Source organism: Listeria sp. MAN/IMW/UF555, assembly GCF_058684075.1.
The window spans coordinates 419,100-444,104 of sequence record NZ_JBZWZS010000002.1; the positions used below are offsets into that span (position 1 = coordinate 419,100).

Consider the following 25,005-nt stretch of genomic DNA (forward strand, 5'->3'; position numbering starts at 1 on the left):
AATTCTAAGTTAGTAAACATAAATAACGTAAAAAGCCGTAGCTAAATGCCACGGCTTCTTACAGCGCAATCAAAAGGAGAAATTCACACAATCAAATAAAGGGGGTATTTGTTTGTGATTTATTTCACGGTTATAATATACCATATAACCTCACATAATTCAATAGTTCACATACCGTTTTTTATACTTATTCTTTACCCTACCACTTGAATGCTACTACTACCCAAAAACATAATAAAAAGACACGATGCATATCATCTGCAACCGTGTCTTTTTTTAGTAATTTTCACAATGTATTATTTGACTAGTTTTTCTAATTCATCTAATCTTTGTTCAAAAACTTTTAACGCGTCATCCACAGGGTTCGGTGTTGCCATATCAACTCCTGCTTTTTTCAACACATCAATTGGATAATCAGAACTTCCTGCTTTCAAAAAGTCAATATAAGCTGTTACCGCCTCTTGACCTTCAGTTAAAATTTTCGCACTTAAAGCTGATGCTGCCGAAAATCCAGTCGCATATTGGAAAACATAATAGTTCATGTAAAAATGTGGAATACGAGACCACTCATAACCAATTTCAGCATCATAAACAATTGCATCACCATAATATTTCTTATTAATATCAAAGTAAGTTTCTGTTAAATAATCAGCTGTTAAAGCAACTCCTTCTTGATCTGCTTGATGAATAGCATGCTCAAACTCAGCAAATTGCGTTTGACGGAATACAGTTCCTTTAAATCCATCTAAATAATGATTTAACAAATAAGCGCGTACTTTCGGATCATCATATTTTTTCAAAAGATAGTCCGTCAGTAAATTTTCATTAGTCGTAGAAGCAACTTCTGCTAAGAAAATCGAATAATCTCCATAAACAAATGGTTGATTCTTCCTTGTATAGTAACTGTGAACACTATGTCCAAGTTCATGAGCTAGCGTATAAACATTATTAATATTATCTTGCCAATTCAATAAAATATATGGATTTGTGCTATATGAACCAGAAGAGTATGCCCCGCTTCGTTTACCTTTATTTTCCATCACATCAATCCAGCGGCTATCAAAAGCTTCTTTTAAAATCGATTGATATTCATCCCCAAGTGGCTTCAAGGCTTCAAGGACAATCTCTTTTGCTTCCTCATAAGTGAATTCCAAATTAACATCATCAGAAAGCGGTGTATAAAGATCATACATATGAAGTTCTTCTAATCCAAGCAATTCTTTACGTAATTTTACATAGCGATGAAGTAAACTAGCATTATTGTTTACTGATTTTAATAAAGAGTCATAAACTGTCTCCGGAATATGATTTCCTGAAAGTGCTGCCTCACGAGCGGACTTATATCCACGTGTAGAAGCATAAAAATTAGATTTTTTCACTTGCCCGTTTAAAGTAGATGCTAAGGTATTCTTTAATCCTTCATAAACAGAATACACACCAAGAAACGCGTCTTTACGAACACGCGGGTCATTACTTTCTAACAACTTACCATAACGACCATGCGTGATTTCAATCTCTTCGCCATTTTCATCTTTAATTGTAGGGAACTTCATGTCCGCATTATTTAATGTGTTAAACGTATTAGAAGAACTACCCAAAACTTCGCCAGCATTCGCTAATAATGCCTCTTCTTTTTCACTTAAAATATAAGGTCGGCTTAAGTTTAATTCCTCTAATAAGTGTGCATATAGTTGCAAATCTTTATTTTCATTTAAAAATTGTTTTAAAACACTCTCATCCATCGCTAAAATTTCAGGATCATAATAAGATAATGCAGACATTAGTTTTGTAACTAAACTTCCTGCCCGACTATGTAATCCTTGGTATTTCGCATTAGCTGTGTCCTGGTCCATTTTCAAATGAGCATATACATATAAATTACTAATTAAATCATAAGCTTTATCACGAAATTGTAATGCTTCATAAAGCGTTTGGCTACTTTCCGCTAGACGACCTTTAAATTGATCGCTTTCTTCTGTGATTTTTTGTAATTCTGTAAAGGCTTTTTCCCAAGCCTCATCATTTGGATAAATAGTAGTCAAATCCCAATTTAAATTTTCTGGAACTTCTTCTCTTAAAGGTAATGCATTCGTTTTACTCAATATAAAAACCCCCAACCATAGTCATTTTGTTTTTATTATGAGCCAAAATAACTAAAAATGCAAAACAGATGTTTACACCCGACTCACGCGATTACCAGAAAAAGTCATAACTCGCTTCACTCGGTATCGTTTTTCTGGTACTGCTGATAATACTCCTACGCTTATTAAGTAAGCAATATATGATTTTCCTAATTTCAAGCATTCATTTGGAGAAAGCCAAATTGTCATTATTTGTGTTACTACTGATTGAAACTTCTCTAAAAAACATTCTTCACTAAAAGTATCGCCTTTTTCCAACATATTAAAAAACGTTTCCCATAAATCGAATTGCCATTCTACAGCAGGAGTTATGACTAAAAATTGTTCTTCTAAATCCACACCAATTTCTTTCGGTAAATAATGCAAATAATAACCTGCACTATATAATTTTTGCATGAATTGTCCATGTTTTTTGAACTTCGCGTAGTAAAAGCATATTTTCTGTCTTTCTAATTCTCTATCTCGCTTTACATATGCATGGCGTGTAATAATTCGAGCTATTTTCTGCTTCCATTCATTCATCGGTGCTTTGCTAGAAAATTTCATCTCACTAGCAAAAAAGCGATTTCCTTTTTCGAATGTCAGATGATAATAAAGAGTAGTTACCTTGTCGCTTGCAGAATAATGCCAAAAATGATAACCCAACTTCTGCTCAAATTGAATAAACGCTTGTTGAAAAATAGTGAGACTAATACGTCCTTTTTCTTTTTTTATTGTCTGACCGAGTATCCAATGAACTTCTAAGCCAATTGATAAGTAGTCCATCGTCCGCTGAATCATTTCACTAATTGGGACCGATGATCTTTGAAATTCGATTACAATAGCATCACTCACATAAATATCCGCTTGCCGGCTAATTGCAGGAAAATAATGCTCTAATTCAACAGGAATGCCTTGAAAGCCAAACCAAGCCATAATTTGCCTCTTAGCTAATAAATGCTCCTCACTCTCTCCTTCAGAAGCAAATGCACACTTAGTCGCCTTCTCATGATCGAAATGCGGTATTTTAATCTCGCCGGCTTTTATCATTACAGGACTATCACATGATTTACAAAACAATCTTTCTTCTTGCTTGATTCGCTCTACATTCATCTTTGTAATAGTAAAAGTATCTCCATTGTTGTTCTTAGCTGTAAAAATAAATATCACTCTCCTATTAGCTCTTTAATACTAATATTCGACATCTTACAGCTTTATTCCTGCTTTATTTTTAAAATCGCAAAAAAGACCCATTTGGCTGATTTTCCAACTCAAATGGGTCCTCTAAATGAAGTTTTAGAAATATTTTCTTACTTGCTTTAATGCAGGAACGTCAAAGATTACTTTTCCGTACTCAGCTAGCATATAACCAGTTAAATTCGACTCTAAACCGTACTCAAGCAAAATACTAACGGCATTGTCAATGTTAGATTCATCATACTTATTCTCAGGAAATTCTACGTTCAAATAATACTTCCCTTGATACGAATATAGCTTAGTTACTAAATTTTCCAGTCCTGTTGCACGTGAAAGTGAAATGAGATCTTCAAAATCACGGAACTCTAAAATAAACTCTAGCGTATCATCTTCTCCAAGTGATTCTTTCTTCACTGGATTGAAGTTTTCTTCGAGTAGTTTTTCGATTTTTTCTTCTGCAAGCTCATCTGGGGAGCTAAGCGTGACGTCAAAACCGTCCTCGCCTTTTCCACCAATTGTAGCTTTTGTTACGAATACTTCTAAGCCATGTTTTAAGGCTTGGACTTGTATCCAGAGCGGACCTTCAGGAGAGAACTCTTCTTCATATTTCAGCTCATCCATCATATCCCAGAAAAGTTCTTCACTTTTCTCGCGGTCATACCAAACATCTTCTTGATTAAAACCACGCTCTTCCAAATCCAGATAAGAGATATAAAACTTGATAGTATCCTCATTAATTCGTTCAATTTCCATCGTCACACTCTCCCTTCCTTCTTAGTCATTGACAATGAAGGGTGAAACTTAATTGGTTAAATTCATTGTAGCTCATATTACAAAATAGTACCACCATTTTTCCTTGGTGGATTATTATCTTAGCTGAAAAACGAAAAAAATTCAAGAACAATTACTTAAATTACAAAAAAAGTGCCAAGAATCCAATTGAATGGAATTCTCGGCAACCACTTTTATCAATCTTAGTTAACCATTTTTTGCGCTTCACGTAGTTGATACGTACGTACACGACGCGGTAAGAAACGGCGAATTTCATCTTCATTGTACCCAACTTGCAAACGTTTTTCATCAATAATGATAGGACGTCTTAATAAGCCAGGATTTTTCTGGATTAATTCAAATAGTTGTTGTAAAGGAAGACTATCTAAATCCACATTCAACTTTTGGAAAGTTTTTGAACGAGTGGAGATAATTTCATCTGTACCATCCTCAGTCATACGAAGAATTTCTTTAATTTCATCCAAACTAAGTGGTTCAGAAAAAATGTTTCTTTCCTTATAAGGGATATCATGTTCTTCCAACCATGCACGAGCTTTTCGGCAAGATGTGCAACTAGGTGAAGTGTATAACGTTACCATTAGACATTCACACTCCTTATCGGGTATTGTTTCATTCATATAACGAAATTCTAGCAATATCTCTATTTGGAAAATTCATTAAAGAACTTACACTTCATTATACACTAATTTTGTGAAATTCTATATACTAATTTTAAAATTTTTCTTTCCAAATATGTAAAACCATTGTTAGCAAGCCGTTATGTATATGATACCCCTACTATAACTTGTTTAAACTAAAATCACATGAAAAAAAGAGCTTTTTTATGAGAATTTCATGAGAATTTTAATTTTGTAAAAAAACACCAATCAGATTTTACCCTGATTGATGTTTTTATTTTTACTTAACAGCGGCTTCAGCAGTTAGTTTAGCATGCTTTTCTTTATACATAACTTCTTCTTCTTCTGAACAATAAACAAAGTGTCCAGGAGCAATTTCGCGCATTTTAATTTCATCGCCATCTTTGTAATTATGGATAGTTGGATCATATGCTTTACGCACACGAGTACGTTCATAATTTGGATCTGGCAGTGGAATAGCGGATAGAAGTGACTCAGTATAAGGATGTAGCGGTGCATGATATAAATCATTTGCAGGCGCTAGCTCTACTAATTTACCGAAGTACATTACACCAATACGATCACTAATGTATTTAACCATTGATAAATCGTGGGCAATGAATAGGTAAGTTAGATTTTTTTCTTTTTGTAATTGACGTAATAAGTTAACTACTTGTGCTTGGATAGATACATCCAGTGCAGAAATAGGCTCATCGGCAATAATAAATTCTGGTTGAACTGCAAGCGCACGAGCAATACCGATACGTTGACGTTGACCACCGGAAAATTCATGTGGATAACGACCTGCATGTTCTTTGCTTAGTCCAACTGTTTCAAGTAGCTCATATACTTGTTGGTTCGTTTCTTCAGGCGTTTTAGCAAGGCCATGAATACGAATACCTTCAGCAATGATATCTTTAACTTTCATACGCGGATTTAAAGACGCATATGGATCTTGGAAAATCATTTGCATTTTACGACGGAATTCAAGCATTTCTTTACGGCTTTTACGTGCATGCACATCTTTACCGTTATAAATAACTTCTCCACCAGTTGCATCATACAAACGAATAATCGTACGTCCAGTTGTAGATTTACCACAACCAGATTCACCTACTAAACCAAGTGTTTCACCTTTATAAATATCAAAAGAAATATCATCAACAGCACGTACTTCGCTTGCAGTACCTTTGTTAAAGTATTGCTTTAGATTATGAATCTCTAATAATTTTTCTTTTTGTTCAGTCATTCTACTTCTACCCCTTTCGCATGGACAGCTTGCATGCCAGGATGAAGTTCCGCAAACTGTTCTTGGCGACGTAATACAGCATCAGGAGGCGTTACTTCAGGTGCATCAGGATGAAGCAACCATGTAGCCGCATAATGTGTATCTGACACCTTAAATAGTGGTGGCTCTTCTTCAAGGTCAATTTGCATTGCGTATTTATTACGCGCAGCAAATGCGTCCCCTTTTGGAGGATGAAGTAAGTCTGGTGGCGTACCTGGAATAACAAATAATTCTTCATCGTCTGTATCCAAAGTAGGCATAGAACTAATTAATCCCCATGTATAAGGATGTTGTGGATTATAGAAAATTTCATCGACTGTACCGATTTCTACAATTTTACCACCATACATAACAGCAACACGGTCTGCAACATTCGCAACCACGCCAAGGTCATGGGTAATGAAGATAATCGATGTATCAATTTTTTTCTGTAAGTCTTTCATTAAATCCAAAATTTGCGCTTGGATTGTAACGTCTAATGCTGTTGTTGGTTCATCAGCAATTAGAATTTGCGGGTTACATGCAAGTGAAATCGCGATAACAACCCGTTGACGCATCCCACCAGAAAATTGGTGAGGATATTGTTTAATTCTTTCTTCTGCATTTGCAATACCAACTAATTGAAGTAAACGGAGAGCTGTTTTATGAGCTTCATGTTTACTAATTTTTTGGTGTTTAATAAGTGGTTCAGAAATTTGTTTTCCAATTGTCATCGTTGGATTCAAGGATGTCATTGGATCTTGGAAAATCATAGCTATATCTTTCCCACGAATTTTTTGCATTTGTTTTTCGTGAGCTTTAGCGATATCCATTCCGTTAAATAAAATTTGGCCACTTTTAATTTCTGAGTTACCTTCTGGAAGTAAACGCATAATCGATTTTGTCGTTACTGATTTACCAGAACCAGATTCGCCAACAATCGCTAAGGTTTCCCCTTTATATAAGTCAAAATTAACTCCACGAATTGCCTTTACTTCTCCGGCATATGTGTGGAATGAAATATTTAAATCTTTAACTTCTAATAGCTTTTCCATTTTTCCTCACCTCTCTTTTAATCGCGCATTTTAGGATCAAAGGCATCACGCAAGCCATCTGCAATTAAGTTAAATGCAATCATGATGATACAAAGTACAATACATGGATAAAGAATCATATAAGGTAATACTTGTAATGTTTTATATCCATCATTTACCAAGACACCAAGAGATGCTGCTGGCGCTGGAAGACCTAACCCAATAAAGCTTAGGAAGGCTTCAAAGAAAATCGCACTAGGAATACTAAACATAATGTTAATGATAATAATCCCAGAAATATTTGGTATTAAATGTTTTACAAGAATTTTCGGAGTAGATTCTCCTAGAGTCATGGAAGCCATAACAAATTCTTGGTTTTTAAGTTTTAAGACTTGTCCCCTGACTACCCGAGCCATCGTTATCCAACTGGTCATGGCAATTGCTATGATAATGGAAACAATCCCTGGATCAAGTATCAGCATCATTAAGATAACAACAACTAAGTTTGGAATTGCACCAATAACTTCTAGAATACGTTGCATAACGTTATCTACTCGACCACCAACATAACCGGAAATCAATCCGTAAGTTACACCAATGATTAAATCACATAGTGCTGCAACAACAGCAATAATAAGTGATACACGTGTACCAGCCCAAATACGAGCAAATTGGTCACGTCCGAGTGTATCACTACCTAACCAGTAGTAAGTACCCTCTTTAATGTTATTTTGTTTATAAATATCAACGTCTTCTCCACCAATAGACTGATGACCATTCCAAAATGGCATATTTTCAAATCCTTGAACTTTCGGTGGAAGACTTGCATTTTCAGTAATTTGTCTATTAATATCATTTTTTGGTCCTAGATTTTGTGATAAATAAGGGCCAACAATCGCCATGATAATAACAAGGGCTAATACAATAAGTGAAACTAAAGCCGCTTTATTTTTACGAATACGAAGCCAAGAATCTTGCATAAATGTTAAACTTGGACGATTAATTTTTTCCGCTTCTGCATCAAGGATGTGTGCTGGCTGGAATCTTTCTTTTGCAATTTTATGTTCTGCCATTATTTTCTACCTCCAGACACACGGATTCGTGGATCAATCAATCCGTAAAGAATATCTACTACCAAGATAACAAATACAAGCATAGCAGCAAATAATAATGTAGTTCCCATAATTACTGGATAGTCATTCATTTGAATAGAAGAAACGAACTGACTTCCGATACCTGGGATACTATAAATGTTTTCAATAACAAGGGAACCAGTCATCAGTGCAACCGATAATGGTCCTAAAACAGTAATTAAAGGAATAAGTGCATTACGAATCGCATGTTTTACTGCTACTTCAGTTCTGCTATTCCCTTTTGCTTTTGCAAGTAGAACATAATCAGATGCAAATACATCGATTAATTCTGTTCTCATAAAACGAGCTGCTGTTGCAAGTGGGAACATAGCAAGTGCGAACGCTGGCAAAATTGTATCTGCAAACGAACCCCATCCTGCCACTGGGAAAATTTGTAATTTAGCTCCTAACCAGTATTGCAACACAGTCGCAAATACAAATGATGGAACTGATTTACCTAGTATTGCTATAAATGTACTCGTATAATCCGGCCACCTATTTTGATACATGGCCGCTACGACCCCAAGTAAAATACCAAAGATAACACCAAAAACCATTGCCTCAAGTGCTAATTGGACAGATGGACCAATCAGTGCACCTAAAATCTCAGACACTGGTCTATTATCAAGTTGGAAGGAAACACCAAGATCTCCTTTTACCAAACCTGTCATATAATTTAAGTATTGGACTGGAATTGAATCATTTAGTCCATATTTTTCATTCATCATGTGAATTTGTTCGTCAGATAGTTTCTCCTGATTACGGTAAGGCGTACCAGGCAAGAATTTCATAAGAACAAACGTAACCGAAGCAATGATGAATAACGTTATAAGCATATATAATACTCTTTTTAACGTATATTTAACCATCTATCTCTACACCTCCCAGTTTTAATAAATATATAAAAAAGTTATTCCTAACCAAATTCGCAAGTTTAGTGAGCCTTTTTCTTCGTTTCTAAACTTTTATTGCAAAAGTGCAAATTAGTTAGGAAAAAAACTTCATTTTTCGAATGTTAGGTTCTAGATAAACTAGAAAAGGATACTTTAATTTTTTATTATAACACATCAAAATCATCAGCAAAAGGAGAGAGCATATCGAAATATACTCTCTCTTTCCGTCAAGCATTTCTTAAAGACTAATATTTTATTTAGTCAAGTATGTTTCTTTGTAAGTGTAGTCTGGACCAAATGGATTTTTTTGCAAGTTTTTAATGTAGTCTTTTTGTAGGTATGCAGTAGAACGTTGATAAAGTGGTTGAACAGCTACATCATCCGTAAGAAGGATTTTTTCTGCTTTAACCATTTCATCCCAACGTTTTTGTTCGTCAGCTGCATAAGTTACAGACGCATCATTTAAAATCTTGTCATAGTCTTTGTTAGAATAACTCATTCTGTTTTGTGCACCATCAGTTACGAATAGATCTAAGAAAGTGGATGGATCTTGATAGTCAGGACCCCAGCCGCTCATAGAGAAGTCGTAATCTTGGTTTTGGTCATTTTGTAAACGAACTTTAAATGGTACGTTTTTAAGTTTAACTGTAAGACCATCTAAGTTCTTTTGTAGTTGGTCTTGAATGAATTCAGAAGATTTTCTCGCATTTTCAGTATCATCACTTGTGAATTCAACTGTAATTTCGTTAACTCCTAATTCTTTCAAACCAGCTTTCCATGCTTTTTGTGCTTCTTTTACATCATATTCTAAATGTGCACCAGATTCTTTTGTATAATCTTCTTTGTTACCTGGATCAAAAGTGAATCCTTCTGGTACAAGATTGTTTGCAGGTTTAGATCCGTTTTTAAGAACTGTGTCAGTGTACGATTGTTTGTCAATCGCAAGTGCAATAGCTTTACGGATGTTTTTGTTAGCAAATACTGTGTCTTTGCCAGCACGTTTTTGGTTAAATTTAATGTAGAAAGTTGAAGAATCGTTCACTGTTACATAGTCTTTATTGTTTTTGTTTTGAGCTGCATAATCAGCACTTAATACTGTGCGGTCAACTTTGTCAGTGTTGTATAAGTTAAGTCCAGTACCGGAGTCTTGAACAACTTGTACGTTGATTTGTTTCAACTTAACTTTATCTTTATCCCAATATTTATCATTTTTTACGTAAGTCCATTTTTTGTTTGTTCCAGTCCAATCTTTAAGTTGGAAAGGTCCGTTGAATAACATGTTGTCACTATTTTGTGCATATTTTTCGCCTTTTTCCGTAACGAATTTTTCGTTAAGTGGGAAGAAAGTTGGGAATGCGAATAGTGAGTTAATGTAAGCAGTTGGTTTAGAAAGAGTAACTTCTAAAGTATAATCATCTACTGCTTTAATTCCTAATTCTTCAGGTTTTTTCTTGCCAGCTACGATATCGCCACCGTTTTTGATTGCATCAAATAGGTAAGAATATGTTGCTGCAGTGTTAGGGTCAACCGCACGACGCCATGAGTAAACATAGTCATTTGCAGTTACAGGATCTCCGTTAGACCATTTTGCATCTTCACGAAGTTTGATAGTATAAACTGTTTTGTCATCGCTAATTTTTGGCTCTTCAGCAGCACCGGCAATGGCAGGAATACCATCTTTGTTAAGCGCATATAGACCTTCGTTTGTTTGGTTTACAACGTTTAAACCAACTTGGTCATCCGCTTTTGTGCTGTCTGCAGAAGGAATTAATGCACTTTCTGTCAAGTTAAGTACTTGCTCTCCTGAAGCTTTTCCTGAGTTTGAGCCTTTTTTGTCGTCGGATTTGGAATCTGATCCGCCTCCACATGCTACCAAGACTAAGCTTAGTAATAGTGTTAATCCAAGTGTAAGAAATAATTTAGATTTTTTCACTAAGTAGACCTCCCTTTTTTATTTTTCTGAAAAATTGTTTCGATACCTATTATACTCTAAGAATTCTGGCTTTGTAAATTATTTTTACAAGATAAATGAAAACAAGGATGAAAGATACAAGTTATTAAAATATTAAGGCAAAATTGAAATTGCGCGAAAAATCTGAACAGAGATTGTTACGCTATCCATTATTTTGCAATAACTAGAATTAATTATGTATACTTTGCTAAACCTTTTGATTAAGTTTTCAGAAAACATAACCATTTAAATTGATAAATTTACAATCGACTTGGCCAGTTATGTATAAATCCAACGAAGCCGTCTTTTTCTGTATAAGAAAAAATATCGAACCCCTTTAAAATTTAAAGGATTATTATATTTATATACTTTTTTTGAGCTGTTGTCTAGATAAAAATATCAAAAATTTAATTAAATTTTGTAATAAATTCGAAAAACGTTGGTATAGTGGGATTTTTTTGTTAATAATATGTAAAGACAGTTTAACGATTTTTTTGCGGAAAAGGTCTAATTTCTAACATTGCATGATAGCTTCCTTCTATCATATAGTGTTTCTGTTAGAATTGTGATAAAGTGAATTATGAATTTTAATTAGAGGTGAAGTTATGTTTTTACGAATTACTATTTATACACTTATTCAAGAAGCTATTGTATTTGGGATCCTGCTTTTTGGAAAAAATGGTGTAAGTTTAAGCGGTTATATAGACGTCGCGTTTCTCGTCTCACTCATTACATTATTAATTGGTTTGCTAGTTTATATTATGAGGAGCGGTTTTTTAGACCGAGTTCATAACGGCTTCCGAAGTATTTCTCGTAAAATCAAACGTGAAGAAGAAAATGAGTTCTCGGATATGCTCCTTTCAGAACTTGTTGGGCTACAGTATGCTGGGATTTTAATTAGCGCACTGCTTGTTATGCTCTCCAGTATTCTCTGTATGTTTTTATGATTGACAAGCCGTTTTATAAACTGATAAAATGAACTTAATATAACTGATGCGTTAATAAGAAGAATAGTACATTTTGTTGCTTTGTAATAGAGAGTCTGTGGTTGGTGAAAACAGATAAAGCGCAAAATCGAATGGACTTCTGAGGACTGTTTGTGAAAGAAAAGTAGCAAGCAGCGGCTAAAGACCGTTATCTTCTTTAATAGAGTTTTTCTATTACTAAGAGCCTTTAAGAGGTACTTAGGGTGGCACCGCGGATAACCGTTCGTCCCTAAACATTTATATGTTGGGATGGACGGTTTTTTATTTTCGCAATCAGTGAAAAAATTGGAGGAATACAAAATGAAAAAAGTAATATTTTCCGGCATTCAACCTAGTGGACAACTAACTTTAGGAAATTATATTGGCGCTTTAAAACAGTTTGGACAGTTTCAAGATGAATATGAATGTTTTTATTGTATCGTAGACGAACACGCTATTACGGTACCTCAAGATCGACTAAAACTACGCGAACAAACAAGAAGCCTTGCCGCTCTTTATTTAGCCGTTGGACTTGATCCTGAAAAAGCAACGTTATTTATTCAATCTGAGGTTGCAGCTCACGCACAAGCTGCTTGGATTTTACAATGTAACGTTTATATTGGCGAATTAGAACGTATGACACAGTTTAAAGATAAGTCAGACGGTAAAGCTGGTGTGAGTGCTGGACTGTTAACTTACCCTCCATTAATGGCTGCGGATATTCTACTTTATCAAACAAACTTAGTACCTGTTGGTGAAGACCAAAAACAACATATTGAGTTAACTCGTGATTTAGCAGAAAGATTCAATAAAAAGCATGCTGATATTTTCACGATGCCAGAAGTATTTATCCCTAAACAAGGAGCTAGAGTTATGTCGCTTCAAGACCCAACGAAAAAAATGAGTAAATCTGATGCAAACTTAAAAAATGCGATTTTCTTATTAGATCCACCTGCTACAATCAGAAAAAAAATCAAAAGCGCTGTTACTGACTCTAGTGGTATCATTGAATATAACAAAGAAGAAAAACCTGGTGTCTCTAACTTACTAACGATCTATTCCGTTATTACTGGTGAAACAATCGCTAATATAGAAGAAAAATATGTTGGTAAAGGCTATGGTGACTTTAAAACAGATTTAGCAGAGTTAGTTGTTGCTGAACTTGAGCCAATCCAAGAACGATATTACGCTTACTTAGAATCTGAAGAACTGGATAATATTTTAGATGCAGGGGCAGAAAAAGCGGCTCGTGTTGCTAATAAAACATTGAAGAAAATGGAAAATGGTGTCGGACTAGGACGCAAACGCAGAAAATAAATAAAAGGCGAATACTTGGATAACCAAGTATTCGCCTTTTTACTATTAATTAACCTACTTTAATTTCCACATCAATGTTACCGCGAGTAGCTTTAGAGTAAGGGCAAACTTCATGTGCTTTTTTAAGAAGTTCTTCTGTTTTTTCTTTATCTTGTCCTTCAATAGTTCCTTCTAATAATACTCCGATTTTGAAACCATTGTCTTCTGGGTCGCTATACAAGCTAACAGTCGCTGTTACAGTACTTTTAGCTTCAATTCCAGCTTTTCCAAGTACTAATTCTAATGCACTATTGAAACAAGCTCCATATCCTGCTGCAAATAATTGCTCAGGGTTTGTTCCACCGCCGCCGTCTCCACCAAGTTCTGTTGGTGCTGAGATGTCAAAATAAAATACGTTATCTGGAGAATGTACTTCACCGCTTCTTCCACCAGTGTTAATAACCGTTGTTTCATAAAGTTTTTTCATTTCCTATTCCTCCTAATTGATTAGTAAGTGCTTGTAATTTAGTAAGTAATTGTGTGTAATCTTGTTCCTCGAAACCTAGTAATTGAAGGCAAGTGTCCACGCTTTTTAACACAGCGGGTTGTATTTCTATTGCTTTTTCTGTTAGTTCAATATAGACACGGCGTTCATCTTCCGGATGACGACTCCGTGTTACATATTCCAAATTCTCCATTCGTTTTAACATTGGTGTTAATGTCCCGCTGTCTAAAGCTAATCTTTTCCCAAGATCAGTAACCGTTTGTTTTTCACCTTCCCATAAAACAAGTAACGTAATATATTGTGGATAGGTAAGTTGGAACGGATCTAGTGCTTCGCGGTAGAGTTTGGTAAATTGTTTGGATGCATTGTAAACAGAAAAACAAAGCTGTTCCTCTAATATACGCGTGTTCGTGTCCAACATGTTCTCCTCCTTTTAAGTTGTGTACAATTTAATTTTATACAACTTTATTAATTAAAGCTAGTTTTTTGCTCAAAAAAAGCCTTGATTCCATTTTAGGAAACAAGGCTTTAGTTATATTAGTCTTCTATTCTTTTGAATACTAGTGTCGCATTGTGGCCACCGAAGCCAAAAGAGTTAGACATTACGACATTTACTTCTGCTTCACGAGCTTTGTTTGGAACATAGTCCAAGTCACAAACTTCATCTTGATTTTCCAAGTGGATTGTTGGCGCGATAATATTATCACGAATACTTAATAAAGCAAAAATAGCTTCAATACCACCTGATGCACCTAAAGTATGTCCTGTCATTGATTTAGTAGAGCTAATAGCCAATTTCTTCGCATGCTCACCGAACACAGTTTTAATCGCTTGTGTTTCGTATTCATCATTGTAAGGAGTACTTGTTCCGTGCGCGTTAATGTAGTCAACTTTGTCAGGAGTAAGTCCCGCATCGTCAATCGCCATTTTCATTGCACGTGCAGCGCCTTCACCATTTGGCGCTGGTGCAGTAATATGATATGCATCACCTGTTGCACCGTAACCAACAACTTCTGCATAAATTTTAGCACCACGAGCTTTTGCATGTTCATATTCTTCTAAAATTACAACCCCAGCACCTTCACCAATAATAAAACCATCACGGTCTTTATCAAATGGACGACATGCTGTTTCTGGGTCTGGATTTAATGATAAAGCTTTATTTGCTGTAAATCCTGCTAGTGACATTTTTGTAATTGGTGCCTCTGCTCCACCAGTAATCATTGCATCTGCATCCCCGCGTTCGATAACTTTAAATGCGTCACCGATAGAGTTGGTTGCAGTTGCACATGCCGTTACTGTAGTAGAGTTAATTCCTTTTGCTCCAAAACGAATCGAAACTTGTCCTGAACCCATATCTGGAATCATCATTGGTACAAAAAACGGACTAACACGACGATGTCCACGATTTAGGAAAACTTCATATTGTGTTTCGAATGTTTCCATTCCACCGATACCGGATCCAATCCATACACCAACACGAGTAGCATTGGAATCATCAATAATTAAGCCAGAATCTTGTACAGCCATTTCAGCACTTGCAATGGCATAATGGGTGAAACGGTCCATTTTACGAGCTTCTTTTTTCTCTAAATATTTTTCTACATCAAAGTCTTTTAATTCTGCTGCAATTTTAACCGGAAAGTCATCCGGATTAAGTCTTGTCATTTCTGCAACACCATTGACACCTTTTTTTGCGTTTTCCCACGAAGTTTCTGCATCATTCCCTATTGGTGTAACTGCTCCAATACCAGTAACAACTACTCTTCTTCTATCCATTTACTCATCTCCTTATTTTGCAATTCATAAAAAACAACTTCTGTCTATGCGACAGCAGCTAGTATAAAATTAAGGCTTTATTTAAAATAAAAATATTGCACAAACAAAATAAACCAAAAGCCTGCTCTATTATAACATAAATAAAGAAGAGTTGCCCTAACTAAAATAAACGTTAGGGCAACTTTCCTTTTGACGTATTTTTTTATTTACCCCAACGAATGATTAGGGCGCCCCATGTTAAGCCGCCACCAAAGCCGACAAGTAACACGTTATCATTATCTTTAATACGACCTTCTTCAACTGCATCCACTAAAGCAAGCGCAATAGAAGATGATGATGTATTTCCGTATTTATGAACTGTTTTCATTAGTTTTTCTTCTGGAAGATTTAAACGCTCACGAGAAGCTTCCATAATACGAATGTTAGCTTGGTGCGGAATTAGTAAATCTAAGTCTTCTTTTTCAAGTCCAGCACTTTCTAGTACTCGTAATGAAGCCTCACCCATTTGACGAACTGCGAAACGGAACACTTCACGTCCGTTCATATAGATTTTTTTGTTTTCGTCTAAGTTCAAGTATTTACCTCCAGAACCGTCCGAACCCAAGTCAAAGGAAAGTAAACCGTGGTCATCTGATACAGGGCCCATAACAACTGCCCCTGCTCCATCACCGAATAATACTGCTGTTGCGCGGTCGTCCCAGTTAGTAATTTTAGATAATTTATCTGCACCAACTACAACAATATTTTTATACGCGCCAGTTTTAATGAATTGAGCTGCAGTAACAACCCCAAATGTAAATCCAGCACACGCTGCTTCAACATCCATTCCCGCAGCATTTTTTGCTCCTAAGCGATCTTGGATAATATTGGCAACGGATGGAAATGTTGCTTCTTGTGTCACTGTTGCAACGATAAACAAATCAATATCATCTGGAGTAAGACCAGCATTTTCAATTGCTACTTTTGCTGCTTCGTATGCTAAATCATGTGTATACTCATCGTCACGAGCAATTCTTCTCTCTTCAATTCCAGTACGAGTACGAATCCACTCATCAGACGTTTCCATCATTTTTTCTAAATCAAAGTTTGTTAATATTTTTTCAGGTACGTATTTACCTACTCCTAAAATTCCTGCGTTCATGTGTTCTCCTCCATATCAAACTACATCAGGATAAAAGTTCTTCTCCTGGATATTTTTATGACCTGGTGCTAATTTTAACAGAGAAACTTCAATTACGCAATTGGATTGCTACTTTTTATTTTACTTCAAGTGCTTTATTTGGATTATTTTCAGCAAACCCACCGGCTTTAGACCAGCCAATTATTTTACCATCATCTGATTTGATACGGTACCAATACTCATTTTTCACATCTGCTCGGCGGTCAATATCTAGTTCTTGACCTAAATAATCATTTAAATCTGCTACGACTTTAGAATTATCTTCTACAGGGTATGCATAGATTTTTTGATCTGAGTCAGTTACATATTTATCTAGTTTCATATTTGTTTCATTTTTAGGGGTGTAAAAAATAGTCACTGTATTACTATTTATCCATCCAATTGATTTGCCTTGATCTTGAAGTTGATACCAAGTGCCTTTTTCGGTAACTGCTTTTTGAGTTATTCGTAGCGTTTTATTTTGGTAATCTTTGGCACTTCCTACTTGTTCTGCGCCTTTTGTATTATAAGGTTTTGTCCAAATAATTTCGTTAGCGGGTTTTGTTATTTCAGCATAAGCCAATTGGCTCTCTGATGAGGTTACTGTATCGTAAATTTGATCATAATCATCTAAATTATATGTTTCTATAGTAGAAATTAGTTTTTCTGCATAAGTCGGGTCAGTTGCATATCCAGCATCTTGAATCGCATGGGCTGCTTTTTTATAGTCTGTTTCTCCGATAACCGCAGAATATAAATCTGGATTTCCAGATACTCCATTAATAAAAAGTTGTGCATGATCGACTAATGATGATTTTTTATCAGGGTATTTTCTGAAATCAGCTTGTGTATGATAAGCTTTTCCATTGCTAAATTCTTGTGTACCCATTGAAACTGAACTTCCTTCATAGCTGCCTTTAATTCCAAACAAGTTGTTAGCAGAAGTTGATAAGCCACTTTCACCCCAATTGGATTCTAAGATGGCTTGAGCTAAAGTAACACTCGTTAATATTTTTTCTTCTTTTTGTAAATCTTGTGCATCGCTAGCAATTGATTGTATAAATTGCTGTTGTGATAAAGTCATTCCTGCCTGACTCACTGCGGTTTGGCTTGCTTCTGCCGCTCCTACGTTAGCAAAAGGTAACAAAGTGGAACTTACGATAGCACTTGCTAGTAAAATCTGCGTGAATTTCTTTTTCATTATCAGTTGGCACTTCCTATCCAAATTAGTTAATTCCCCAATTTAAATGGCTCTGTCTCTGTTAACCTTCTTCATTCTAGCATTTTCATTCTGAGAACTTACTAACTTTTTGATGAAAGGTTTATCATAAAAGTTAGTAAATGGCTAGTTCAAAGGATTTGAGCACACCTGTTTACTTTTGACAATATTATGTCATTCCATTTAACCCTCTTTACACTACTATTCTCCGTTTGGTGAATTATTCCTCCCTGTTTTTCGATAATCGTATTTTCAAAAGATATATGATTGGATAATCAAGTTTTATGTGCTAAAATGTATAATGAAATAGATGAAATGGGGTGTAAGGATGCGTTACGTGGTGACTGTGTTTTGGGTATTCTTACTTTCTTTAATGGCTGAATTCGTTCTTTCTTCCATGTTATATGTATCATTTGATATGACGCGGGCTATTATTTTAACAGTAGGGTTATCCTTCTTCATTATTTTAATCACTTTCTTGATGCCTAAAGATAGCGAAGTTTATGACTTTAAGTAAACATCCAACTTTCTGATAGCGAGAACTCACTTTTCGAGTGCAGCTCAAAAAAAGAACCTCTTTCCACATGTTGGAAAGAGGTTCTTTTTTTATTTATCCAAGTAATATTTATTAACTGGTTTTAAATCATCGTTTAATTCATATACAAGCGGTACACCTGTTGGGATTTCAAGTTCCATAATTTCGTCATCACTAATACCTTCTAAGAATTTTACCAAGGCGCGTAAACTATTACCATGAGCTGCAATAACTACACGACGTCCTGCTTTAATTTCTGGTGCAATTGTATCCATCCAGTAAGGAATAACTCGTTCTAAGGTTACTTTCAAGTTTTCACCTGATGGAATTGCATGGGTATCAAGAAGTTGATAACGGCGATCATTTTTCGCTTGTCTTTCGTCGTTTTCTTCTAATAATGGTGGAAGAGTATCGTAGCTTCTGCGCCATTTTTGTACTTGGTCTGCGCCGTATTTTTCAGCAGTTTCTTGTTTATTAAGTCCTTGAAGCGCTCCGTAATGTCGTTCGTTTAAACGCCATGATTTATGGACTGGAACCCACATTTGATCAGATTCTTCTAAAACATAATTAAGCGTTTTAATAGCTCTAGTTAAAACGGAAGTAAAAGCTACATCAAATTCCAAGCCAGCTTCTTTAATCCGTTTTCCTGCTGTCATTGCTTCTACAACGCCTTCTTCTGATAAGTCAACATCATGCCAACCAGTAAATAAATTCAATTTGTTCCATTCACTTTGACCATGACGAATTAATACTAATTTCATCTTCCTCATCCTTCCATTTTCGTTTATTTTCTAAACGACTAATCCAACAAAAGTTTTCCCTTTCGAGTCGTGAATCAAACATTTTCCATGTTATTCTGTGACTTTAAAAGTAAATTCTTTATCTTGTAAATCAATTTCAACGGAAGAATGCGGCATAATTTTACCAGATACAATTTCTCTTGCAAGCGGCGTTTCGACATGACGCACAATATATCGTTTCAGTGGACGCGCACCGTATACTGGGTCATAAGCTTCTTCTGCAATAAAGGCTTTTGCGTTATCTGAAATAGTAATCGTAATTTCTTGATCAGCAAGGCGAATTTGAAGTTCTTCTACTAATTTTTCTACAATGCCTTTAATATCAGCGAGTGTAAGTGGTTTAAATAGAATAATATCATCTACCCGGTTTAAGAATTCTGGTTTAAATTCACTTTGCAAAATTTGCATTACGTCTGATTCTAGTTCAGGCGAGATTTCACCTTCTTCGGTTCTTTCAAGTAATAAATTAGAGCCGATATTAGACGTCATAATGATTACGGTGTTTTTAAAGTCAATTAAGCGCCCTTGTGAATCCGTAATCCGACCATCGTCAAGTACTTGTAAAAGGATATTAAATACGTCTGGATGGGCTTTTTCGATTTCATCAAGTAAGACAATCGAATATGGGTTGCGTCTTACAGCTTCGGTAAGTTGTCCGCCTTCTTCATATCCAACATAACCTGGAGGAGCCCCGACAAGTCTTGATACGGAATGTTTCTCCATATATTCAGACATATCAATTCGAATCATATGATCTTCAGAATCAAACATATTATAGGCTAATGCTTTGGCTAGTTCCGTTTTACCAACACCGGTTGGGCCTAAGAAAATAAAGGATCCAATTGGTCGTTTTGGATCTTTAATCCCCGCACGAGCACGTAATACTGCATCACTAACTAATTGAACCGCGTCGTCTTGACCAATTACTTTTTGATGAAGGACATCGGCTAATTTAAGCAGTTTTTCGCGTTCTCCTTCTACTAACTTAGTCACTGGTATTCCAGTCCATCGTCCAACAATTTCAGCGATTTCATTTTCTGTTACTTCTTCTTGTAAAATTCGATCTTCTTGGGCTGTTTTTTCGCGATTTTCCGTTTCTAATGCTAATAATTCTTTTTCTACTGCTGGAATTTTACCGTGGCGAAGTTCAGCAGCTTTATTTAAATCGTAGTTGTTCTCTGCTTCTTCTAATTCATGACGCAGATGATCGATTTGTTCACGAACTTCACGAATTTTACTGATTTCGCTTTTTTCGGATTCCCATTTAGACTTCATTTTATTTGCTTCTTCTTTATAGTCAGCTAGTTCTCGCTGTAACATCTCTAAGCGCCGTTCACTTGCTGGGTCTTTTTCTTCTTTTAATGCCGCTTCTTCAATTTCTAGCTGCATGACTTTTCTTGTTACTTCATCAAGTTCACTTGGCATAGAGTCAATTTCGACGCGAATAGTTGCACACGCTTCATCTACTAAATCAATTGCTTTATCTGGTAAAAAACGATCCGTAATGTAACGATTGGAAAGGCTAGCTGCGGCAACTAAGGCATTATCATGAATATTTACCCCATGATGGATTTCAAAACGTTCTTTTAAACCACGTAAAATGGAAACTGTATCTTCCACTGTTGGCTCTGGAACAAGTACTTTTTGGAAACGTCTTTCTAGTGCCGCATCTTTTTCGATATATTGGCGGTATTCGTCTAAAGTTGTTGCGCCGATACAGTGAAGTTCACCTCTTGCAAGCATAGGTTTTAACATGTTTCCAGCATCCATAGCTCCATCTGTTTTACCTGCGCCGACAATTGTATGAATTTCATCTATAAATAGTAAAATTTGACCATCACTTTGTTTTACTTCTTGGAGTACTGCTTTTAAACGTTCTTCAAATTCACCACGATACTTAGCCCCAGCAATAAGGGAACCAATATCAAGGGAAATAATTGTTTTATCTTTCAATCCTTCTGGAACGTCTTTTCTGACAATACGTTGTGCTAAACCTTCCACAATTGCTGTTTTACCAACACCTGGTTCACCAATTAGAACTGGATTATTTTTTGTTTTTCTTGATAAAATTCGGATGACATTACGAATTTCTGCGTCGCGTCCAATCACTGGATCAAGTTTCCCGCTTCTTACTTCCGCGACTAAATCTCGTCCATATTTTGTTAAAGCTTCATAGTTTTCCTCTGCATTTTGAGAAGTCACTTTTTTCCCTCCTCTGATTTTTAAAATTGCTTCGTTAATTTGTTTTTTAGATTTATTTTGCTTTTTTAATTCGGCTGTGATGGGGTTTGACTTTTGGTCCATTACAGCTAAGATAAGATGTTCTGTCGATACAAAATCATCGTCTAATTGTTTCTGTTCTTTTTCTGCATCTCTCATTAGTTGGAAAAGTGCTTGACTCATTGCTTGGCCATAGTTCACTCCGCTTCCTGAAACAACAGGAATTTTTCTTAAAGATTCGTCTACTACTTTTTGAAGTGCCTCAACATTAACTTCTGCTACATCATATACACGTTTTGCAAAGTCACTCTCCGTTAATAACACTTTAAAAACATGTATAACGTCAATTTCTTGATGTTCTGATGCAATAGCTAGATTTTGTGCGTCCGCAATTGTTTGCTGGACTTGTTGGGTAAATTTTTGTAAATCCATTTTTTGTCCTCCTTATAAAAGATAAGTCTGACCTTTTTTGACCTTAACTTTATTATAGTTTTTTATCTTGCTTTTGTCTAACAAAAACCATCTTTTTTTATAGAAAAAGACCTACCAATTTTTAGGTTGGCAGATCTTCAGAATTTCTTAATCACGACCTGTAAATAGGCGGAGTAAGAACATGAATAAGTTAAGGAAATCAAGGTATAAATTTAGCGCAAGCATTGGCACATCTGCAAGTTCCACATCACGCTTCATAATTTGGTTAAAATCATACAAAATGTATAATGAGAAAATAATTGTCCCACCTGCTGAAATAATTGTTGTCAGCATAGAACCTAATGGTAAAAATACTCCTGCAAAACTAAAGATGATAAGAATAATAATCGCCGCGAATAATGCGCTACTTAAGAAAGATAAGTCTCTTTTCATTTTTGCGCCAATAAAAGCTAGTGTTGTGAATGTAATGGTTGCTGTAACAAATGCCATCAGAACGGCGGCACCTTGTCCTGCACCAAAATAATATGTCAAAGTTGGTCCAAGCGTTAAGCCTGTGACAAACGCAAATGCTAGTACTACTGGGTACCCCACCACTTTATTAATTGTTTTACTTCGACGCACTACCATTGCTGTGATAAGTAACGCGACTTCTAACACGACAAGAGGCAAATAAAGTTCTGGACTTAATTTACTCCCAATCGCAGCACCGATAGATGCAAGTAGCAAAGAAAATACAAACCAATTAAGTATTTTTTGCATTATAATTTGTTTATTTGTTCTTTTCTCTGTGTTTACTCGCTCGGATGTTGGATTGATTTCGTTCATGAACATTTCTCCTCTTCAATTGATTAGTTTTATTATATCAAAATAATTATTACAATTCTATCGGTCTTGCGTTGGAAATTTCATAAAAAAAGAAGCGCACGAGGCACTTCTCTAAATTAAATCAAATTGTTTCAAGCCAAGCATTATTCCATCGCTGTTGTTGTCTTTCGTTACAAAGTCAGCTTTTTCTTTTAATAAAGGTACGGCGTTTTCCATTGCAATCGCATAATCCACAGCGCCAAACATCTCTAAGTCGTTCATGCCATCTCCAAAAGCATAGGTTGGAACATCTTGATAGCCCATAACTTCAAGTAGTTTCGAAATACCGACAGCTTTAGATCCGCCATTTCTTAAGACGTCATTACTAAATGGTGTATTGCGAACGAATTGTAATTCTGGAAAACGTTCTGGAAAATAGTCATCACCTGACTCGAGTAAAAGAAGCGCCATATTGATAGTTTCTTCTTTATACATATTCGGTCTTACTTCTGGCATTGGCTCGCCTAAAAAATCATAATGCGCTTTTACAACTGGTGTACTTGCAGTTGCGCCAATTCTTTTATCATTATAATAGCAAACCTCTACATTTTGTGATTTAGCTTCTTCCGTCAAACGAGCAAGCAAATCAGCATCAAGCACATCTTCGTACACTTTTTCTCCTTCAAAAATAGCCATTTGTCCGTTCATCATTACTGCGGATTCAATGCCGGTAATTTTCATTTGATGACTGATTTCTATAAGTGTCCGACCAGTAGCAATGACAGGAATAACATTATTTTCTCGAAGTTTATCAAGTGCTTGAAGTGAGGTATCAAGTACTTTGGATTCACTATTCAACAGTGTTCCATCCATATCAAAAAAACAAATTCCACGTGGTTTCACATTATTCATCCTTTACTAACATAATATATCCATCATACCAATCTTACGGATGCAAAGTAAAGGTTATTTATACATAACAAAATCTCCTGTGTGCTCAAAACCAAGGCGGTGATATATTTCACCAGCAACTGGGTTATCATAAAACAAACATGGTTTCTTTCCTTCTGCTAATACATCGCAACATAATTTTTTTAGAAGCGTACTTGCAAAACCGCGTTGTCGATATCCATCACTTGTCGCTACACCTGTAATCATAGCTGAAAAGGAATTTTCTGCCGATGTTTCTGCTACGGCAACTACTTCTTGGTCTTGTTCAATATAATAAATTCGTTTAACGCCTTTTTCAATTTGGCGAATAATTAATTCTTCGTTTTCGTCGCGTGAACCAAATTCTTTAATGTGTTTGCGCATTTTAATAATTGGTGCCACGTCTTCCGCTACCGCCGTTCTAACGATAACATCTTGATTCACTGGAATACGATTTACATGTTCGCATTCGCAAAAATAAGTATCTTGTCTTTTCTCGGCAAGTCCTGGTAAAAATGGTTCTAGTTCTTTTGTGACACGAGACATCCCGCTAACTTCATACTTGTCATGTGTAGCAATAATTTCCGAAAAAGCTTTTGCATTAAAATTAGCGTCTTTTGAATAGGGTAAGAAAAACGTATCGAATCGAAGTAACAATGCATGTAATTTACCTGCAGAATCGAATTCGCCCCAAAGATCTTGCACATCACTCTCATAACCAAAATTTTCGATGTCCCCAATAATAAATAAATTTTGGGTTGCTTCGGGTTTTAAAAGTGCCATTACTTCTTCATTATCAGATACAGTTAGTTTTCTAATCATGTGTCACACTCCTATTTTGAAAATTGTCTTCATTTTACGTGAGTTAGTGAGGTTCGTCAAGCCCTGAATCTTTCTGTTTTATGCCATATAAAAAAGCTCGGGATGATTAGTCCCAAGCTTTTTATGATTCGTAATGAATTTCGCCAATTTTTAACATTAAGCTAATAGCATTGAATTTCTCGTCTCCAAGATGCATTTTGTTTGTATCTTGAAAAGTGATAGGTGCTGCTGTAATCGCTTCTTTTGGTTGTTCAAAGAATTTTTCGTCTAATGTCAAACTTTCTGTAATTTGTGTTATGTATTTTTGGAATTTATTTTCGTTTCTCATTTTCCCAATCATTAATGCTTTCAAAGTGTTTTGGGAAATCCCGACTGCAAGCGCGAATGTTCTATGAGTATATCCATTTATTTTCATATAAAGTGACAAATTAGTGGCAATTCTTTGTTTTTCTGCCTTGTTTTTCATTTGGGTGAACCTCCTGTCTTTCTATAATTATCATTATGCCCGGCAAAGATGAGAATCTGATTAAAACTT

Annotated in this window: 23 protein-coding genes and 1 other annotated feature; of the genes, 3 read left to right on the plus strand and 20 right to left on the minus strand. The window is 35.6% G+C overall.

Annotation, left to right across the window (positions count from 1 at the left end):
• Positions 1 to 296: 296 nt before the first annotated feature.
• From pepF to AC4PG8_RS09235, 9 genes are all read right to left on the minus strand, one after another.
• On the minus strand, positions 297 to 2,102 hold the full coding sequence (gene pepF, locus AC4PG8_RS09195) for an oligoendopeptidase F (RefSeq protein ID WP_492170281.1): 1,806 nt from the start codon (positions 2,100 to 2,102) through the stop codon (positions 297 to 299).
• 72 nt (positions 2,103 to 2,174) lie between these two features.
• Positions 2,175 to 3,290 (minus strand): competence protein CoiA, encoded by a 1,116-nt coding sequence (locus tag AC4PG8_RS09200; protein ID WP_492170282.1) that lies wholly within the window; start codon positions 3,288 to 3,290, stop codon positions 2,175 to 2,177.
• Positions 3,291 to 3,416: 126 nt separating this feature from the next.
• Entirely contained in the window at positions 3,417 to 4,070 is a 654-nt protein-coding gene (mecA, locus tag AC4PG8_RS09205; protein WP_003763512.1) for an adaptor protein MecA, read from the minus strand.
• Positions 4,071 to 4,291: 221 nt separating this feature from the next.
• Entirely contained in the window at positions 4,292 to 4,687 is a 396-nt protein-coding gene (gene spxA, locus AC4PG8_RS09210) for a transcriptional regulator SpxA (protein ID WP_003720569.1), read from the minus strand.
• Positions 4,688 to 5,006: 319 nt separating this feature from the next.
• Entirely contained in the window at positions 5,007 to 5,975 is a 969-nt protein-coding gene (locus AC4PG8_RS09215) for an ABC transporter ATP-binding protein (protein WP_003763514.1), read from the minus strand.
• A complete protein-coding gene (locus tag AC4PG8_RS09220) occupies positions 5,972 to 7,048 on the minus strand; it encodes an ABC transporter ATP-binding protein (RefSeq protein WP_003722316.1) in 1,077 nt (358 codons plus the stop codon). Before AC4PG8_RS09220 ends, AC4PG8_RS09215 begins: the two co-directional genes overlap by 4 nt.
• A 17-nt stretch (positions 7,049 to 7,065) precedes the next feature.
• Positions 7,066 to 8,100, minus strand: a complete 1,035-nt coding sequence (gene opp3C, locus AC4PG8_RS09225; protein ID WP_003763518.1) for an oligopeptide ABC transporter permease — start codon at positions 8,098 to 8,100, stop codon at positions 7,066 to 7,068.
• Positions 8,100 to 9,029 carry an oligopeptide ABC transporter permease gene (gene opp3b, locus AC4PG8_RS09230; RefSeq protein WP_003763520.1) on the minus strand — a complete coding sequence of 310 codons (930 nt, stop codon included), beginning with the start codon at positions 9,027 to 9,029 and terminating at the stop codon, positions 8,100 to 8,102. The genes opp3C and opp3b overlap by 1 nt, the downstream gene beginning before the upstream one ends.
• A gap of 277 nt (positions 9,030 to 9,306) precedes the next feature.
• Positions 9,307 to 10,986, minus strand: coding sequence for a peptide ABC transporter substrate-binding protein (locus AC4PG8_RS09235; RefSeq protein WP_003769807.1), 1,680 nt, complete (start codon positions 10,984 to 10,986; stop codon positions 9,307 to 9,309).
• Between the two features lie 623 nt (positions 10,987 to 11,609).
• Here AC4PG8_RS09235 and AC4PG8_RS09240 point away from each other — a divergent pair.
• Together AC4PG8_RS09240 and trpS are read left to right on the plus strand one after the other, a co-directional pair.
• Positions 11,610 to 11,951 (plus strand): DUF3899 domain-containing protein, encoded by a 342-nt coding sequence (locus AC4PG8_RS09240; protein WP_033533819.1) that lies wholly within the window; start codon positions 11,610 to 11,612, stop codon positions 11,949 to 11,951.
• Between the two features lie 42 nt (positions 11,952 to 11,993).
• Positions 11,994 to 12,224 (plus strand) — a binding site (T-box leader).
• A 66-nt stretch (positions 12,225 to 12,290) separates the two neighbouring features.
• Positions 12,291 to 13,286, plus strand: a complete 996-nt coding sequence (gene trpS, locus AC4PG8_RS09245) for a tryptophan--tRNA ligase (protein WP_031649509.1) — start codon at positions 12,291 to 12,293, stop codon at positions 13,284 to 13,286.
• A 49-nt stretch (positions 13,287 to 13,335) separates the two neighbouring features.
• Here the strand turns inward: trpS and AC4PG8_RS09250 are convergent, their stop codons facing one another.
• From AC4PG8_RS09250 to AC4PG8_RS09270, 5 genes are all read right to left on the minus strand, one after another.
• A complete protein-coding gene (locus tag AC4PG8_RS09250) occupies positions 13,336 to 13,752 on the minus strand; it encodes an organic hydroperoxide resistance protein (RefSeq protein ID WP_003767979.1) in 417 nt (138 codons plus the stop codon).
• Complete coding sequence (locus AC4PG8_RS09255) at positions 13,736 to 14,188, minus strand: MarR family winged helix-turn-helix transcriptional regulator (RefSeq protein WP_492170305.1); 453 nt, start codon at positions 14,186 to 14,188, stop codon at positions 13,736 to 13,738. The genes AC4PG8_RS09250 and AC4PG8_RS09255 overlap by 17 nt, the downstream gene beginning before the upstream one ends.
• Before the next feature lie 119 nt (positions 14,189 to 14,307).
• Positions 14,308 to 15,549, minus strand: coding sequence for a beta-ketoacyl-ACP synthase II (fabF, locus tag AC4PG8_RS09260; protein ID WP_003767983.1), 1,242 nt, complete (start codon positions 15,547 to 15,549; stop codon positions 14,308 to 14,310).
• Between the two features lie 202 nt (positions 15,550 to 15,751).
• A complete protein-coding gene (gene fabH / locus AC4PG8_RS09265; protein WP_003769815.1) occupies positions 15,752 to 16,690 on the minus strand; it encodes a 3-oxoacyl-ACP synthase III FabH in 939 nt (312 codons plus the stop codon).
• Between the two features lie 115 nt (positions 16,691 to 16,805).
• Complete coding sequence (locus tag AC4PG8_RS09270; RefSeq protein ID WP_077918170.1) at positions 16,806 to 17,933, minus strand: GW domain-containing glycosaminoglycan-binding protein; 1,128 nt, start codon at positions 17,931 to 17,933, stop codon at positions 16,806 to 16,808.
• Between the two features lie 322 nt (positions 17,934 to 18,255).
• Between AC4PG8_RS09270 and AC4PG8_RS09275 the strand changes: the two genes are divergently transcribed.
• Positions 18,256 to 18,444, plus strand: a complete 189-nt coding sequence (locus AC4PG8_RS09275) for a YjzD family protein (protein ID WP_003763532.1) — start codon at positions 18,256 to 18,258, stop codon at positions 18,442 to 18,444.
• 89 nt (positions 18,445 to 18,533) lie between these two features.
• Here AC4PG8_RS09275 and gpmA read toward each other — a convergent pair whose 3' ends face one another.
• From gpmA to AC4PG8_RS09305, 6 genes are all read right to left on the minus strand, one after another.
• Positions 18,534 to 19,223, minus strand: coding sequence for a 2,3-diphosphoglycerate-dependent phosphoglycerate mutase (gene gpmA / locus AC4PG8_RS09280; RefSeq protein WP_003763533.1), 690 nt, complete (start codon positions 19,221 to 19,223; stop codon positions 18,534 to 18,536).
• Positions 19,224 to 19,313: 90 nt separating this feature from the next.
• On the minus strand, positions 19,314 to 21,914 hold the full coding sequence (gene clpB / locus AC4PG8_RS09285) for an ATP-dependent chaperone ClpB (protein ID WP_070753809.1): 2,601 nt from the start codon (positions 21,912 to 21,914) through the stop codon (positions 19,314 to 19,316).
• 147 nt (positions 21,915 to 22,061) lie between these two features.
• Entirely contained in the window at positions 22,062 to 22,739 is a 678-nt protein-coding gene (locus AC4PG8_RS09290; protein ID WP_010991122.1) for a Bax inhibitor-1/YccA family protein, read from the minus strand.
• A 111-nt stretch (positions 22,740 to 22,850) separates the two neighbouring features.
• Positions 22,851 to 23,621: a Cof-type HAD-IIB family hydrolase gene (locus tag AC4PG8_RS09295; RefSeq protein WP_077957598.1), complete on the minus strand. Its 771-nt coding sequence runs from the start codon at positions 23,619 to 23,621 to the stop codon at positions 22,851 to 22,853.
• Positions 23,622 to 23,684: 63 nt separating this feature from the next.
• The gene (locus AC4PG8_RS09300) at positions 23,685 to 24,470 is read right to left on the minus strand and encodes a GNAT family N-acetyltransferase (RefSeq protein ID WP_160464411.1); all 786 of its coding nucleotides are present in this window, start codon (positions 24,468 to 24,470) and stop codon (positions 23,685 to 23,687) included.
• 121 nt (positions 24,471 to 24,591) lie between these two features.
• On the minus strand, positions 24,592 to 24,936 hold the full coding sequence (locus tag AC4PG8_RS09305; protein ID WP_003769825.1) for a hypothetical protein: 345 nt from the start codon (positions 24,934 to 24,936) through the stop codon (positions 24,592 to 24,594).
• Between the last annotated feature and the right edge of the window lie 69 nt (positions 24,937 to 25,005).